This is a genomic window from Duganella sp. BJB1802 (genome assembly GCF_013369445.1).
In the GTDB taxonomy this organism is placed as follows: Bacteria; Pseudomonadota; Gammaproteobacteria; order Burkholderiales; family Burkholderiaceae_D; genus Rugamonas; species Rugamonas vulcania_A.
Window position 1 is genome coordinate 99625 of sequence record NZ_JABWEF010000014.1, and the last position, 16089, is coordinate 115713.

A 16089-nucleotide genomic window follows, 5' to 3' on the forward strand; every position below is an offset into this window, starting at 1 on the left:
GGCCTGCGCTCCTGGATCGATGTAAGTATTTTCCACAGTATAGTCTGCTTCCTGGAACATTTCCATCTGGCAAGTCTATAGCAGTCGCAATCTTCACGCAATGTAACACCACGGCGGCCGGCACGCACGTGGCGGCCGCCAAACGGGCGCACCTCAGGTTTTGCCGGGTTTTGCCGGCGGCGGCATGGCGGCGACCATGGCCTGGCCGTCGGCGATGAAGCAGCTCAGCAGGTGCTGGCGGGCGCTGGCCACGTGTTCGGAGCACAGGTAGTTGTAGCGGCCGGCGTCCTCGTAATGCAGGTCGATGGTGTACTGCGTCAGGTTGTGCTGGGCCTGCAGCGCGGCCAGGCGGGCGGCGCGCAGCGTGCGCTGCTCGGCGGTGCGGCTGCGCGCGGAGGCGCCCTCGAAGTAGCTGACCAGCGCCGCCTCGATCAGTTCCATGCGCGTCTCCTGCAGCGCGTCGGCCGCCACCGGATCGGCGTTGTGCGCGGCGTCGGCCGGATCGCCGTCGGCGCAGCTGACCTGGATCTCCAGTTGCTGCACCAGCAGCAGGGTGTCGAAATGCTCGCTGTGCTGCGCGTGCAGCCTTTGCAGCGCCGGCAGGCGGCCCTTGCCCAGGCGCGCGTCGTCGTCGCGGGTCTGGCCGACATACACCACCTTGCTCGGGATCTTCAGCGCGTGGGCGTGGGTTTGCAGGATGTCGTGGACCGAGAACGCCTCGATCAGGCCGCCCCAGTTCAGGGTGACGAAGTTCGGCGTCAGCGTCACGGTCGGCTTTTTCATGGTGGCCGCGAACGGCACCTTGAGCTCGATGGTGATGCTCTCCCTGGCCTCGTCCGCGCCCATCAGCAGCGGCAGCGTCAGCTTGAGCGAGAAGAAGCCCCACTGCACCGCGCCCTTGATGTCGAAGCGCACGCGCGGGCGGATCACCGCGAAGAACAGATGGCGCTGGGCCGACGCCGCCTCCAGCTCGAACTGCATGCGGCGCTGGTAGCGGCCGATCGGATCGCGGATGTCCGGCGCCGGCGGGAAGCCCGCCACCAGGTCGTACCAGTGGTATTTGGCGTTGGCCACGCCGACCGTCCAGCTTTGCGGCGCGCCCGGCCCGGATTGCTCGGAGTAGGGCTGCGAAGTCGGGGCAGCCAGCTCAGGAAAAGTCATAAAACCCCTGAAAAGGAAAGTTGAGATAGTGGTGACTGTCTCCCTTCCCGTTCAGCGAGTTTGTGGCTTGCAGGAAATAAGTAATACTACGCAGTCGGAGGCCGATTATACGTAGTTAAACTGCTTGAACAACCGTTTAGTGCGCTCGCTCAAATGGTAGCGTTTTCATTGGGTCGTCTATACAACAGTTAGCGTTATCAAATGCAAAATCGCTAATTTCAGGCGGCCAATTCGGATCTGCCGGACAATGTTTCTTGCAGTAATACCAATAGTTGCGAAGGACTATCAAACAGATAGTCGGCCTGCCAGCTCAGCGGTTCGACCGGGCCGCAGTAACCCCAGCCGCAGGCGATGGTCGGCATGGCGGCCGCCTTGCCGGCCTGGATGTCGCGCAGGTCGTCGCCCACGTACCAGCACTGCTCAGGCGCCAGGCCGAGGCGGGCGGCCGCCTCGAACAGCGGCGCCGGGTGCGGCTTGGCGTGGGGCGTGGTGTCGCCCGAGACCACGCAGGCCGCATGACCCAGGCCGATCTGCGGCAGCAGCGGATCGGTGAAGCGCGCCGGCTTGTTGGTGACGACGCCCCATTGCAGCCCGGCCTGCTCGATGCCGGCCAGCAGCTCGGCGATGCCGGGGAACAGCGAGCTGTGCACCGCCATGGCCGCCTGGTAGTTGGCGAAGAAACCGTCGCGCAGCGGGATGAAGCCCTCGTCCTCCGGCTTCAGGCCGAAGGCCGCGCCGATCATGCCGCGCGCGCCGGCCGAGGCGGTCGGGCGCAGCAGCTCGTAGGCGGTCGGTTCCAGGCCGCGTTCGGTGCGCAGCAGGTTGACGGCGGCCGCCAGGTCGGGGGCGGTGTCGGCCAGCGTGCCGTCGAGGTCGAACAGGATGGCGCGCGGAGGATTGATCTGGGTCATAAAGAGTCTTTACAGCGGACGGGTGGTGGCGACCAGGTAGTTGACGCTGGTGTCTTCGTTCAGGGAATAGATCTTGGTCAGCGGGTTGTAGCCCATGCCCTTGAAGCCCTGCACGTCGAGGCCGGCGCTGCGCACGTATTGCGCCAGCTCGGCCGGTGTGATGAATTTGTCGTAGTCGTGGGTGCCCTTGGGCAGCATGCGCAGCAGGTACTCGGCGCCCAGGATGGCGAACAGGTAGGCCTTGGGGTTGCGGTTGAGCGTGGAGAAGAACACATGGCCGCCCGGCTTGACCAGCGTGGCGGCGGCGCGCACGATGGCGCTCGGGTCCGGCACGTGCTCCAGCATTTCCATGCAGGTGACGACGTCGAACTGGCCCGGCTCCTGGGCCGCCATTTCCTCGGCGGCGATCAGCTTGTAGCGCACCGCCACGCCCGACTCCAGGCTGTGCAGGTCGGCCACCTTCAGCGCTTTTTCCGACAGGTCGATGCCGGTCACGGTGGCGCCCTTGCGCGCCATCGATTCGCTCAGGATGCCGCCGCCGCAGCCGATGTCGATCACCTTCTTGCCGGCCAGCGGCGCGCGCGCGTTGATCCACTCCAGGCGCAGCGGGTTGATCTCGTGCAGCGGACGAAACTCGGAGGTCGGATCCCACCAGCGATGGGCTAGGTCGGAGAATTTTTGCAGTTCTAATGGATCGGCGTTCATCGGTTCAGCTCTGAGCTCTAAAGGACTAATCCCGCTATTCTAAAGCAGGAGACGTAAAAAAACCCCGCCGGAGCGGGGTTTCGAGCTGCCGAACGAGCAATTACTTGCTGGTGCCGACTACTTCGATTTCTACGCGACGGTTCTTGGCGCGGCCTTCTGCAGTTTTGTTGTCTGCAACTGGCTGTTTCTCGCCTTTGCCTTCGGTGTACACGCGGTTGGCTTCAACGCCTTTGGAGATGATGTAGGCTTTGACGGCTTCAGCGCGGCGTACCGACAGCTTCTGGTTGTATTCATCGCTACCAACGGAGTCGGTGTGGCCGACGGCGATGATGACTTCCAGGTTGATCGAACCCAGTTTCGAGGTCACGTCGTCCAGTTTCGCCTTGCCTTCTGGTTTCAGAACGGCTTTGTCGAAGTCGAAGAACGCGTCGGCTGCGAAGCTGACTTTTTGTGCGGTTGGCACTGGTACGACTGGCTTAGGTGCCGGTGCCGGGGCAGGGGCTACTGGAGCCGGTGCCATAGGCGCTGCCGGAGCGACGCATTTGCCGTCAACCAGTTTCTCTGGCTCAACGCACAGTGGCGCGTCGCAACCTGGAACGGCATCGGCCGGGGTCCAGTAGCCGGTGCGCCAGCACAGGCCGAACGGGTCACGGGCGATCACGCCGCGCGCGTCTTGCACATAAGCGCTCTTAGGGGTTGCCGCCTTGATGTCCTGGGTGACAGGCGCATACGGAGGAGCGGTAGGCGCGGTTTGTGCAATAGCCGAGCCAGCGAATGCAGCCGATACGGCCAGCATCGAAATCAGTTTTTTCATATTTTTCTTCCTTTCGGGGGTGATATCCGCAGAAAAACTGCGCGACGTAGTAATACGTGGGGCGAATTCTACCACGAGGGTACGGCGCGCCTGTCTCCCGATTGCGAAACGAGCAATTAACTTCTAATCCATTTTGCCACAAGCGATCTTTGGGCGTGAAAAGGGCGTGACACGAGTCCTTTTTGATTCCGACCAAAATGTTGTTTTGTTGCAACGTGATTATCGATAATAATTGAGTAATGTGTCATGACTATTACATGGCGTTACAACGTGCGCCTGACCGGCGGGCCCCAGCAATGGCGGGCGGCGCGCCGGAATTGTGCTGGTTGCTGTGCGCGCATGCTAAAATCGCACGCTTGCCTGTCCGTATGGAGAGGCGCTAGAAATGCAGTACGTGCGGCATACATTGCTTAATAAACCACAGTCAAAGATCAGTCGACCCGCCAATGGATCAATTCGCAAAAGAAACAATCCCTATTTCCCTCGAAGAAGAGATGCGCAAGAGCTACCTCGATTACGCCATGAGCGTGATCGTGGGCCGCGCCTTGCCTGACGTCCGAGACGGCCTCAAGCCGGTGCACCGCCGGGTTCTGTTCGCGATGCACGAAATGAACAACGTGTGGAACCGCCCTTACGTCAAATGCGCCCGTGTGGTGGGCGAGACGATGGGTAAGTACCACCCGCACGGCGACGCGTCGATCTACGACACGCTGGTCCGCATGGCGCAGGACTTCTCGCTGCGCTACATGCTGGTCGACGGCCAGGGCAACTTCGGCTCGGTCGACGGCGACGGCGCGGCGGCGATGCGTTACACCGAGTGCCGCCTGGACAAGATCTCCGCCGAACTGCTGGCCGACATCGACAAGGAAACCGTCGACTTCCAGCCGAACTACGACGGCAAGGAAAAAGAACCGACGGTCCTGCCGACCCGCATCCCCAACCTGCTGATCAACGGCTCGTCGGGCATCGCGGTCGGCATGGCGACCAACATCCCGCCGCACAACCTGCATGAAGTGATCGCCGGCGCGCTGCACGTGCTGCGCAATCCGCAGTGCACGATCGACGAGCTGATCGAACTGATCCCGGCGCCGGACTTCCCGACCGGCGGCACGATCTACGGCGTGTCGGGCGTGCGCGACGGCTACCGCACCGGCCGCGGCCGCGTGGTGATGCGCGCCAAGACCCACTACGAGGAATACGGCAAGGACGGCGGCCGCACCGCCATCATCGTCGACGAGCTGCCGTACCAGGTCAACAAGAAATCGCTGCTGGAACGCATCGCCGAGAACGTGCGCGACAAGAAGCTCGAAGGCATTTCCGACATCCGCGACGAGTCCGACAAGTCGGGCATGCGCGTGGTCATCGAACTGAAGCGCGGCGAAGTGCCGGAAGTGGTGCTGAACAACCTGTACAAGCAAACCCAGCTGCAAGACACCTTCGGCATGAACATGGTGGCCCTGGTCGACGGCCAGCCGCGCCTGCTGAACCTGAAGGAAATGCTGAGCTGTTTCCTGTCGCACCGCCGCGAAGTGGTCACGCGCCGCACCGTGTTCGAGCTGCGCAAGGCGCGCGAGCGCGGCCACGTGCTGGAAGGCCTGGCCGTGGCGCTGGCCAACATCGACGACTTCATCGCCATCATCAAGGCGGCGCCGACGCCGCCGGTCGCCAAGACCGGCCTGATGGACCGCTCCTGGGATTCGTCGCTGGTGCGCGAGATGCTGGCCCGTACCGGCGACGGCACCACCGCCGGCGGCATCGACGCCTTCCGTCCCGAGCACCTGCCGAAGCACTACGGCATGCAGGCCGACGGCATGTACAAGCTGTCCGACGACCAGGCGCAGGAAATCCTGCAGATGCGCCTGCAGCGCCTGACCGGCCTGGAACAGGACAAGATCGTCAACGAGTACAAAGACGTGATGGCCGAAATCGCCGACCTGCTGGACATCCTGGCCAAGCCGGAACGCGTGACCACCATCATCACCGACGAGATGACCCACGTGGTCAACGAATTCGGCGACCCGCAGAAGGATCCGCGCCGCTCCAACATCGAGCACAACGCGACCGACCTGGGCACCGAGGACCTGATCACGCCGCAGGACATGGTGGTGACCCTGTCGCACACCGGCTACATGAAGGCGCAGCCGATCTCCGAGTACCGCGCGCAGAAGCGCGGCGGACGCGGCAAGCAGGCCATGGCGACCAAAGAGGAAGACTGGATCGACCAGCTGTTCATCGCCAACACGCACGACTACATCCTGTGCTTCTCCAACCGCGGCCGCATGTACTGGCTCAAGGTGTGGGAAGTGCCGCAAGGCTCGCGCAACTCGCGCGGCAAGCCGATCGTCAACATGTTCCCGCTGGCGGACAACGAGAAGATCACGGTTATCCTGCCGCTGTCGGGCGAGAACCGCACCTTCCCCGAGGACCACTACGTGTTCATGTCGACCAGCCTGGGCACCGTGAAGAAGACGCCGCTGAAGGACTTCAGCAATCCACGCAAGGCCGGCATCATCGCGGTCGACCTGGACGAGGGCGACTTCCTGATCGGCGCCGCGCTGACCGACGGCCAGCACGACGTGATGCTGTTCTCCGACGCCGGCAAGGCGGTGCGTTTCGACGAGAACGACGTGCGTCCGATGGGCCGCAACGCCCGCGGCGTGCGCGGCATGAACCTGGACGAAGGCCAGCGCGTGATCGCGCTGCTGGTGGCGGAAAACGAGCAGCAGTCGGTGCTCACGGCCACCGAGAACGGCTTCGGCAAGCGTACGCCGATCGTCGAGTACACGCGCCACGGCCGCGGCACCAAGGGCATGATCGCGATCCAGACCTCCGAGCGCAACGGCAAGGTGGTGGCGGCGACGCTGGTCGATTCGACCGACGAGATCATGCTGATCACCACCGGCGGCGTCTTGATCCGCACCCGCGTGTCCGAGATCCGCGAGATGGGCCGCGCCACCCAGGGCGTGACCCTGATCGCGGTCGAAGACGGCACCAAGCTGTCCGGCCTGCAGCGCGTGGTGGAGACGGACATCGACGAAGTCGAGCTGGAACCGGGTCCTGATGCCAAGCCAGACGAAGCTCAAGCTGAGTAAGTTGTAGCACACACCGCCCCGGACCCAGGTCCGGGGAGAGCGGGGTCAGGTTTATTGCGCGGATAAATGCGACAATAAGACTGGTCCCGCTTTTTTATTCCGAAAAATTCTTAGAGGCGTACATGAAAAAGATCGTAATCAGCATCGTAGCCGCATTTGCCCTGGCCGGCGCCGCGCCGGCATTCGCCCAGGCCGACGCCGCGTCCACCGCTGCCGCGCGCGAGCTGTTCGAGGCGATGAGCTACCGCACCATGATGACTGGCATCATGCAGCAGATGTCGCTGAATATCGGCCAGTCCATGCGCGCCGGCGCCGAAGCCGCCATCAAGGGCAATCCGAAGACCACGCCCGAACAGAAGGCGGCCGAAATGGCGAAGATGGAGGCCGAATTGCCGGCCGTCGTCTCCACGCTGCAAGGCGTGATCACCGACCCGGGCATGATCGAAGAAATCATGACCGAAACCGTGCCGCTGTACGCGCGCACCTACAGCGCCGACGAACTGAAACAGATCACCGCCTTCTACCGCACGCCGATCGGCGCCAAGATGCTGGCCACCATGCCCAAGCTGATGGCTGAAGCCATGCAGATCGGCCAGCAGATCGCCGCGCGCCGCGTCGGCCCGGTGATGCAGAAGCTCCAGGAAAAACAAAACGCAAAATAAGGACCGCAACGTGACTCATATCTATAACTTTTCGGCCGGCCCCGCCGTGTTGCCGAAGGAAGTGCTGGCGCAAGCCGCTGCCGAGATGCTGGACTGGCATGGCAGCGGCATGTCCGTCATGGAGATGAGCCACCGCGGACCGGAGTTTATTTCGATTTACAAGGCGGCCGAGCGCGACCTGCGCGAGCTGCTGGTAGTACCGGACAACTACAAGATCTTGTTCATGCAGGGCGGCGGACTGTCGCAGAACGCCCTGGTGCCGCTGAACCTCGTCGGCCACAAGCCGCAGCCAGCGACCATCGATTTCATCCACACCGGTTCGTGGTCGGGCAAATCCATCAAGGAAGCCGCCAAGTACGCCAACGTGAATATCGCCGCCTCGTCGACGACGCAAGTGCCGCCGCAGTCGGAGTGGAAGCTCACGCCCGGCGCGGCCTACCTGCACATGTGCACCAACGAGACCATCGACGGCATCGAGTTCGACTTCGACGCCGGCGTGCCGGCGCCGCAGGACGGCGTGCTGCTGGTGGCCGACATGTCCTCGCACATCCTGTCGCGCCGCATCGACGTGTCGAAATACGGCCTGATTTTCGCCGGCGCGCAGAAGAACATCGGCCCGGCCGGCGTGACCATCGTCATCGTCCGCGAAGACTTGCTGGGCAAGGCGCTGCCGGCCTGCCCGTCGGCGTTCGACTTCAAGCTGGTGGCCGACAACGAGTCGATGTACAACACGCCGCCCACCTACGGCATCTACATCGCCGGCCTGGTGTTCCAGTGGCTGAAGAAGCAGGGCGGCGTGGCCGAGATGGAGAAGCGCGCCATCGCCAAGGCCGAACTGCTGTACGCGGCGCTCGACGCCGACGATTTTTACCAGACCCGCGTGGCGAAACAAAACCGCTCGCGCATGAACGTTCCTTTCTACCTGAGGGACGAGAGTCAGAATGAGGCATTCCTGGCCGGCGCCAAGGCGCGCGGCCTGCTGCAACTGAAGGGCCACAAGTCCGTCGGCGGCATGCGCGCATCGATCTACAACGCCATGCCCATCGAGGGCGTGCAGGCGCTTGTGGACTACTTGAACGAATTCGCAGGCCGCACCGGAAAATAACCCATCATGACTGACAAACTGACACCCTTGCGCGAGCAGATCGACGCCATCGATGCCCAGATCCTCGACCTGTTGAACCAGCGCGCCAAAGTGGCGCAGCAGGTCGGCCACGTCAAGGCCGAAACCAACGCCCCGGTATTCCGTCCCGAGCGCGAGGCGCAGGTGCTGCGCGGCGTGGCCGAGCGCAATCCCGGCCCGATGGGCGACGTCGAGCTGCAAACCATCTGGCGCGAGATCATGTCCGCCTGCCGCTCGCTGGAGAAGCGCGTGACCATCGCCTTCCTCGGCCCGGCCGGCACCTACACCGAGCAGGCCGCGTACCAGCAGTTCGGCACCGCCGTCGACGTGCTGCCTTGCTCGTCGATCGACGAGGTGTTCCGCGCCACCGAGGCCGGCACCGCCGAATTCGGCGTGGTGCCGGTCGAGAACTCGACCGAGGGCGCCATCGGTCGCACGCTGGACCTGCTGCTGCATACCTCGCTGTCGATCAGCGGCGAGGTGTCGCTGGCGGTGCGTCACAGCCTGCTGAGCGGCGCCGGCAACATGGATGGCGTCACCGCTATCTGCGCCCACGCGCAGGCGCTGGCGCAGTGCCAGATCTGGTTGAACAACAACTACCCGGACATCGAGCGCCGCGCCGTCTCGTCCAACGCCGAAGCGGCCCGCATGGCGCGCGACGACCACACCATCGCCGCCATCGCCGGCGAACGCGCCGGCGTGCGCTACGGCCTGGGCACGGTCAAGGCCAACATCCAGGACGATCCGCACAACCGCACGCGCTTCGCCGTGATCGGCCAGTTGCAGGCCGGCCGCTCCGGCCAGGACCGCACCTCGCTGGCGCTGGCCGCGCCGCACAAGGCGGGTTCCATCTACCGCCTGCTTGGATCGCTGGCGCGGCACAATGTGTCGATGACGCGCTTCGAATCGCGCCCGGCCCGCACCGGCACGTGGGAATACTACTTCTACGTCGACGTCGAAGGCCATGTGCAGGACGAAGGCGTGGCCAAGGCGCTGGAAGAGCTGCAGAACAACGCGGCCTTCTTCAAGGTGCTGGGTTCCTACCCGGTCAGCCTGAACTAATTTTTTTAACGAGAATCTGAGAGAGACCATGTCCAAGAATTACGGCCCCGAATACGTCCGCGCTATCGCTCCTTACCAGGCGGGCAAACCGATTGCTGAAGTCGCGCGCGAATTCGGCCTCGATGAAGAGGCCATCGTCAAGCTGGCGTCGAACGAGAATCCGTTCGGCGTGCCGGCATCGGCGGTGCAGGCGATGAACGCCGCCGCCGCTGAATTGGGCCGCTACCCGGACGCCAATGGTTTCGATCTGAAGGGCGCGCTGTCCACGCGCTATGGCGTGCCGGCCGAGTGGATCACGCTGGGCAACGGCAGCAACGACATCCTGGAAATCGCCGCCCACGCCTTCGTCGAGCGCGGCCAGTCGGTGGTGTACTCGCAGTACTCGTTCGCCGTGTACGCGCTGGCGACGCAGGGCGTGGGTGCGCGCCACATCGTGGTGCCGGCCAAGGACCACGGCCACGATCTGCCGGCCATGCTGGCGGCGATCGAGGAGGACACTCGCCTGGTCTTCATCGCCAACCCGAACAACCCGACCGGCACCTTCATCCCGGCCGCCGAGATCCAGGCCTTCCTGGACAAGGTGCCGGCTGGCGTGGTGGTGGTGCTGGACGAGGCCTACAACGAATTCCTGGCCGAGGAAAACCAGTTCGAATCGGCCGAGTGGGTCAAGAAGTATCCCAACCTGCTGGTCTCGCGCACCTTCTCCAAGGCGTACGGCCTGGCCGGCCTGCGCGTGGGCTTCGGCATCGCCCAGCCGGCGCTGACCGATTTGATGAACCGCATCCGTCAACCGTTCAACGTCAACTCGCTGGCGCAGGCGGCGGCCATCGCGGCGCTGAACGACAAGGAGTTCCTGAAGCAGAGCGCCGTCAACAACACCGCCGGCTACCAGCAGTTCACCGAGGCCTTCGATAAACTGGGCCTGCAGTACGTGCCGTCGTATGGCAACTTCGTGCTGGTCAAGGTCGGCGACGATGCCGGCGCCGGCGCGCGCGTCAACCTGGCGTTGCTGAAGCAGGGTGTGATCGTGCGCCCGGTCGGCAACTACGGCCTGCCGGAATGGCTGCGCATCTCCATCGGCCTGCCGCAGGAGAACGCGGTGCTGATCGCGGCGCTGACCAAGGCCTTGGCGGAGTAATGCTGAACAAGGTCGTCATCTTTGGCGTGGGCCTGATCGGCGGATCGTTTGCGCGGTCGCTGAAGAAGGCCGGCGCCGTCGGCAGCGTGGTCGGCATGGGCCGTTCGGCGGCCTCGCTCCAGCGCGCGCGGGAGCTGGGCATCATCGACGTGATCGGCGTGGCCGACGCGGGTGGCGGCGGCTGCACGATGGCCGAGGCGCTGCAAGGCGCCGACCTGGTGCTGCTGGCCGCGCCGGTGGCGCAGACCGAGGCGATCCTGGCGGCGATGGCGCCGCATCTGCAGCCGGGCACCGTGGTCACCGACGCGGGCAGCACCAAGTCCGACGTGGTGGCTTCGGCGCGGCGCGCGTTGGGCGGCAAGATCGCCCAGTTCGTGCCGGGCCATCCGATCGCCGGCCGCGAGACCAATGGTCCCGAGGCGGCGATCGACGATCTGTACGTCGGCAAGAAGGTGGTGCTGACGGCGCTGGATGAGAATTCGGCGCAGGATGTCGAGCGTGTGGCCGCCGCGTGGCGCGCCTGCGATGCGATCATCCACCGTTTGACGCCGCAAGAACATGACAAGGTGTTTGCCGCCGTGAGCCATTTGCCGCATTTGCTGGCCTATGCGCTGGTGGACGACATCGCGAACAAACCGCATGCGGATTTACTGTTTCAGTATGCGGCCAGCGGCTTCCGCGATTTCACAAGGATCGCGGGGTCGTCGCCCGAAATGTGGCGCGACATCAGCCTGGCCAACCAGTCGGCATTGTTGACGGAGCTTGATGCCTATCTGGCACAATTAGCGGGCCTGCGTGCCCGTCTCGCCGCCGGTGACGGGGCAGGGCTGGAGAGCGTGTACGCCAACGCCCAGCGCGCCCGCCACCAGTGGATTACAGCGATCGAGGCGGCCGAGGTGCCGCCGTCGCAAGACAAAGCAGACTAATTCAGGAAACCAGCATGACCCACGAATATATCGACCTGCAAACGGTCGCCCACGTGCAGGGCGCGGTGCGCCTGCCGGGCTCGAAATCCATCTCCAACCGCATCCTGCTGTTGTCGGCCCTGTCGCAGGGCGACGTCGACATCGTCGACCTGCTGGCCTCGGACGACACCGCCGTGATGCTGGCCGCCCTGCGCTCGCTCGGCGTGCAGTGGACCGAGGAGAAGACCGCCACCGGCACCATCCACCACGTCAAGGGCGTGGCCGGCGTGCTGCCGAACAAATCGGCCGACCTCTTCATGGGCAACGCCGGCACCGCGATCCGTCCGCTGACCGCCGCGCTGGCCGTGATCGGCGGCGACTACACGCTGCACGGCGTGCCGCGCATGCACGAGCGTCCGATCGGCGACCTGGTCGACGCCCTGAACGCCGCCGGCACCAACGTCGAATACACCGGAAACCCCGGCTTCCCGCCGCTGCACATCAAGCAGGGCAAGATCCACGCGCAGCGGCTGTCGGTGCGCGGCGACGTCTCGAGCCAGTTCCTGACCGCGCTGCTGATGGTGGCGCCGCTGATGGCGCGCGAACACGCGATCAGCATCGACGTGATCGGTGAGCTGATCTCCAAGCCCTACATCGAAATCACGCTCAACCTGATCCGCCGCTTCGGCGTGACGGTGGAGCAGAACGGCTGGGAGTCGTTCACCATCCAGCCCGGCCAGGTGTACCAGTCGCCCGGCACCATCCACGTCGAGGGCGACGCCTCGTCGGCGTCCTACTTCCTGGCGGCCGGCGCGATCGCCGGCGGCCCGGTGCGGGTCGAGGGCGTGGGCAAGGACAGCATCCAGGGCGACGTGCGCTTCGCCGCCGCGCTGGAGCAGATGGGCGTGCAGATCACCATGGGCGACAACTGGATCGAGGCCAAGTCGAACGGCGTGCTGAAAGCCATCGACGCCGACTTCAACCACATCCCCGACGCCGCCATGACCATCGCCATCGCCGCGCTGTACGCCGACGGCACCAGCACGCTGCGCAACATCGCCAGCTGGCGCGTCAAGGAGACCGACCGCATCGCCGCCATGGCGACCGAGCTGCGCAAGGTCGGCGCCACCGTGGAGGAGGGCCCCGACTACATCAAGGTCACGCCGCCGGCCGTCATCACGCCGGCCACCATCGACACCTACGACGACCACCGCATGGCGATGTGCTTCTCGCTGGTGTCGCTGGACGGCGCCGCCCGCAAGGGCAACGTCATGCGGATCAACGATCCCAAGTGCGTGGGCAAGACCTTCCCCGAGTATTTCGCCGCCTTCGCGGCGATAGCAAAATAAACAATCTAAATCAAATGGCCACTTCCCCAATTCCAGTCATCACCATCGACGGCCCCACCGCATCCGGCAAGGGCACCGTCGCGCACCGCGTCGCCGATAAGCTCGGCTTCCACTACCTGGATTCTGGCGCCCTGTACCGTTTGACCGCGCTCTCGGCGCTGCGCCGCGGCACCGATCTGAACGACGAGCACGCCCTGGCCAAGCTGGCCGAGCACCTGCAGTGCAGCTTCCAGGGCGGCGACATCATCCTGTCGCACGAAAACGTCACCGAGGCCATCCGTGCGGAGGAGGTGGGCAATACCGCTTCAAAAATAGCAACATTCCACGCCGTGCGCCACGCGCTGCTGGGGCTGCAGCTGGGCTTCCGCAAGGCGCCGGGCGTGGTGGCGGACGGGCGCGACATGGGCTCGGTGATCTTCCCGAACGCCGCGCTGAAGGTGTTTTTGACCGCCAGTGTGGCGGCGCGCGCGGAACGCCGCTATAAGCAATTGATTGGCAAAGGAATTTCTGCTAATATGGAAGACCTACTGATGGATTTGCAGGCGCGGGACGACCGGGATACGAACCGGACCATCGCGCCGCTGGTCCCCGCAGAGGGGGCGCATGTGCTCGACACCTCGAATATGACCGCTGACGAAGCGGTCGCCCAGGTGTTGCAGTGGTATGCGGCCATCGGTAAATAGCTGGTGTCGCGGTCGCTCTGATGGCCGTGGCGTTTATCAACCCTAACCCAACTGAAGTCGCATATCGCGAGCCTTGTTGGTAACCTGGAAGTTACAATGTCTAATATGGAAAGTTTTGCAGCCCTCTTCGAAGAATCCCTGTCGCGTCAAGACATGCGTTCGGGCGAAGTGATCTCGGCTGAAGTCGTTCGTCTGGATCACAATTTCGTGATCGTCAACGCCGGCCTGAAATCGGAAGCATTCATCCCAGTTGAAGAATTCAAGAACGACCACGGCGAACTGGAAGTCAAAGTAGGCGACTTCGTTTCCGTGGCGATCGAATCGCTCGAAAACGGTTTCGGCGACACCATCCTGTCGCGCGACAAGGCCAAGCGTCTGGCTTCGTGGCTGGCACTGGAAAAAGCCATGGAATCGGGCGAAATCGTTGTCGGTACCGTCAACGGCAAAGTCAAGGGCGGCCTGACCGTTCTGACCAACGGCATCCGCGCCTTCCTGCCGGGCTCGCTGGTCGACACCCGTCCAGTCAAGGACACCACCCCATTCGAAGGCAAGACCCTCGAATTCAAAGTGATCAAGCTGGACCGCAAGCGTAACAACGTCGTTCTGTCCCGCCGCGCCGTCATCGAAGCTTCGATGGGCGAAGAGCGTCAGAAACTGATGGAAACCCTGAAAGAAGGCACCGTGGTTACCGGCGTCGTCAAGAACATCACCGACTACGGCGCGTTCGTGGATCTGGGCGGTATCGACGGCCTGCTGCACATCACCGACCTGGCATGGCGTCGTGTGCGTCACCCATCGGAAGTGCTGACCGTTGGCCAGGAAATCACCGCCAAGGTCCTGAAGTACGATCAAGAGAAAAACCGTGTGTCCCTGGGCGTGAAGCAACTGGGCGACGATCCTTGGACCGGTCTGTCCCGTCGTTACCCACAAGGCACCCGTCTGTTCGGTAAAGTCACCAACCTGACCGACTACGGCGCGTTCGTTGAAGTTGAACAAGGCATCGAAGGCCTGGTCCACGTTTCGGAAATGGACTGGACCAACAAGAACGTCGCTCCAAACAAAGTTGTCCAGCTGGGCGACGAAGTTGAAGTCATGGTTCTGGAAATCGACGAAGAGCGTCGCCGTATTTCGCTGGGCATGAAGCAGTGCAAAGCGAACCCATGGGATGACTTCGGCGTGACCCACAAGAAGGGCGATAAAGTCCGTGGCGCGATCAAGTCGATCACCGACTTCGGCGTGTTCATCGGCCTGGCCGGCAACATCGACGGCCTGGTGCACCTGTCCGACCTGTCCTGGACCGAAACCGGCGAAGAAGCCGTGCGTCGCTTCAAGAAAGGTGACGAACTGGAGGCCATCGTTCTGGCCATCGACGTTGAGCGCGAGCGCGTTTCCCTGGGCGTCAAGCAACTGGAAGGCGACCCATTCAACAACTTCGCAGCCATGAACGACAAGGGCGCGCTGGTTACCGGCACCGTGAAATCGGTTGAGCCTAAAGGCGCCGTGATCCAACTGTCCGAAGAAGTCGAAGGCTACCTGCGCGCGTCGGAAATCTCGCGTGACCGCGTGGAAGATGCTGGCACCCACCTGAAAGTCGGCGATTCCGTCGAGGCTCTGGTGATCAACATCGACCGCAAAGCACGTTCGATCCAACTGTCGATCAAAGCTAAAGACAGCGCCGAAACTGCAGAAGCCATGCAGAAGATGGCCGCGACCGACAACAACGCAGCTTCGGGCACCACCAGCCTGGGCGCGCTGTTGAAAGCCAAGTTCGATAACAAGAACTAAGAACTAGTCGATGACTAAGTCCGAGTTGATCAACCGCCTGGCTGAGCGTTACTCTCAGCTGGTGGCCAAAGATGCGGAGTATGCCGTCAAGACCATTCTGGATGCGATGACCAACGCCCTGGCGACCGGTCAGCGCATCGAGATCCGCGGTTTTGGCAGCTTTGCTCTGAACAGCCGGCCACCGCGCATCGGACGTAATCCGAAGTCGGGCGACAAAGTGATGGTGCCCGAGAAACGGGTGCCGCATTTCAAGCCGGGCAAGCAATTGCGCGAGCGGGTCGACGCGATGGTCGGGCAACCGATCATCGAGGACTAAAGCGTCTGATGAGTTAAAATAAAAGCGGCGTCTACGGATGCCGCTTTTTTTTAGAATTACTGAACAGGAAACCTGGCTAATGAAATTCATATCCACGATTATTGGATTCGTTCTTTTCGTCCTGTTTTTTGGCTTTGCCCTGAAGAACACGCAGGAAGTCGATCTGCATTTCTTCCTGCACTATGACCTGCACGGACCATTGGTCCTGATGCTGCTGGGCTTCTTCGTGGCCGGCGCCTTCCTGGGCGTGCTGGCGCTGACGCCCACCGTGTTCCGCCACCGCCGCGAGACCAACAAGCATAAAACCACCATCACCACGCTGCAGTCGAGCGCGCTGCAGGCCAACGCCCAGCCGCAGCCGGACAGCGTCAACACACAATAAA

The 16089-nt window shown here is 63.1% G+C and carries 15 protein-coding genes; 11 read left to right on the top strand and 4 right to left on the bottom strand.

The window, feature by feature from the left end:
- Positions 1-153: 153 nt before the first annotated feature.
- The 4 genes from HUX88_RS21450 to ompA form a co-directional block, all read right to left on the bottom strand.
- Positions 154-1161, bottom strand: coding sequence for a hypothetical protein (locus HUX88_RS21450; protein ID WP_176363069.1), 1008 nt, complete (start codon positions 1159-1161; stop codon positions 154-156).
- Between the two features lie 218 nt (positions 1162-1379).
- Entirely contained in the window at positions 1380-2072 is a 693-nt protein-coding gene (locus HUX88_RS21455; protein WP_117014757.1) for an HAD-IA family hydrolase, read from the bottom strand.
- Positions 2073-2081: 9 nt separating this feature from the next.
- On the bottom strand, positions 2082-2777 hold the full coding sequence (gene ubiG / locus HUX88_RS21460) for a bifunctional 2-polyprenyl-6-hydroxyphenol methylase/3-demethylubiquinol 3-O-methyltransferase UbiG (protein ID WP_117014756.1): 696 nt from the start codon (positions 2775-2777) through the stop codon (positions 2082-2084).
- 100 nt (positions 2778-2877) lie between these two features.
- Positions 2878-3591, bottom strand: coding sequence for an outer membrane protein OmpA (gene ompA / locus HUX88_RS21465; RefSeq protein ID WP_117014755.1), 714 nt, complete (start codon positions 3589-3591; stop codon positions 2878-2880).
- Between the two features lie 446 nt (positions 3592-4037).
- Here ompA and gyrA point away from each other — a divergent pair, with 446 nt between their 5' ends.
- The 11 genes from gyrA to HUX88_RS21520 all read left to right on the top strand — a co-directional run bounded on the left by gyrA (position 4038) and on the right by HUX88_RS21520 (position 16088).
- Complete coding sequence (gyrA, locus tag HUX88_RS21470) at positions 4038-6683, top strand: DNA gyrase subunit A (RefSeq protein WP_176363070.1); 2646 nt, start codon at positions 4038-4040, stop codon at positions 6681-6683.
- A gap of 122 nt (positions 6684-6805) precedes the next feature.
- Positions 6806-7345, top strand: a complete 540-nt coding sequence (locus HUX88_RS21475; RefSeq protein ID WP_176363071.1) for a DUF2059 domain-containing protein — start codon at positions 6806-6808, stop codon at positions 7343-7345.
- Between the two features lie 10 nt (positions 7346-7355).
- Entirely contained in the window at positions 7356-8450 is a 1095-nt protein-coding gene (serC, locus tag HUX88_RS21480) for a 3-phosphoserine/phosphohydroxythreonine transaminase (protein ID WP_176363072.1), read from the top strand.
- Between the two features lie 6 nt (positions 8451-8456).
- Positions 8457-9530, top strand: coding sequence for a prephenate dehydratase (gene pheA, locus HUX88_RS21485; RefSeq protein WP_176363073.1), 1074 nt, complete (start codon positions 8457-8459; stop codon positions 9528-9530).
- Positions 9531-9558: 28 nt separating this feature from the next.
- Positions 9559-10668 carry a histidinol-phosphate transaminase gene (hisC, locus tag HUX88_RS21490; protein ID WP_176363074.1) on the top strand — a complete coding sequence of 370 codons (1110 nt, stop codon included), beginning with the start codon at positions 9559-9561 and terminating at the stop codon, positions 10666-10668.
- Positions 10668-11594, top strand: coding sequence for a prephenate dehydrogenase/arogenate dehydrogenase family protein (locus HUX88_RS21495; protein WP_176363075.1), 927 nt, complete (start codon positions 10668-10670; stop codon positions 11592-11594). Before hisC ends, HUX88_RS21495 begins: the two co-directional genes overlap by 1 nt.
- Positions 11595-11608: 14 nt before the next feature.
- A complete protein-coding gene (aroA, locus tag HUX88_RS21500; protein WP_176363076.1) occupies positions 11609-12922 on the top strand; it encodes a 3-phosphoshikimate 1-carboxyvinyltransferase in 1314 nt (437 codons plus the stop codon).
- 14 nt (positions 12923-12936) lie between these two features.
- Entirely contained in the window at positions 12937-13605 is a 669-nt protein-coding gene (cmk, locus tag HUX88_RS21505; protein ID WP_117014748.1) for a (d)CMP kinase, read from the top strand.
- A 105-nt stretch (positions 13606-13710) separates the two neighbouring features.
- Positions 13711-15390 carry a 30S ribosomal protein S1 gene (gene rpsA, locus HUX88_RS21510; protein WP_043479897.1) on the top strand — a complete coding sequence of 560 codons (1680 nt, stop codon included), beginning with the start codon at positions 13711-13713 and terminating at the stop codon, positions 15388-15390.
- Positions 15391-15400: 10 nt separating this feature from the next.
- Positions 15401-15706, top strand: coding sequence for an integration host factor subunit beta (locus HUX88_RS21515; RefSeq protein WP_008446215.1), 306 nt, complete (start codon positions 15401-15403; stop codon positions 15704-15706).
- A gap of 79 nt (positions 15707-15785) precedes the next feature.
- Positions 15786-16088: a lipopolysaccharide assembly LapA domain-containing protein gene (locus HUX88_RS21520; RefSeq protein WP_117014747.1), complete on the top strand. Its 303-nt coding sequence runs from the start codon at positions 15786-15788 to the stop codon at positions 16086-16088.
- Position 16089: the final 1 nt, after the last annotated feature.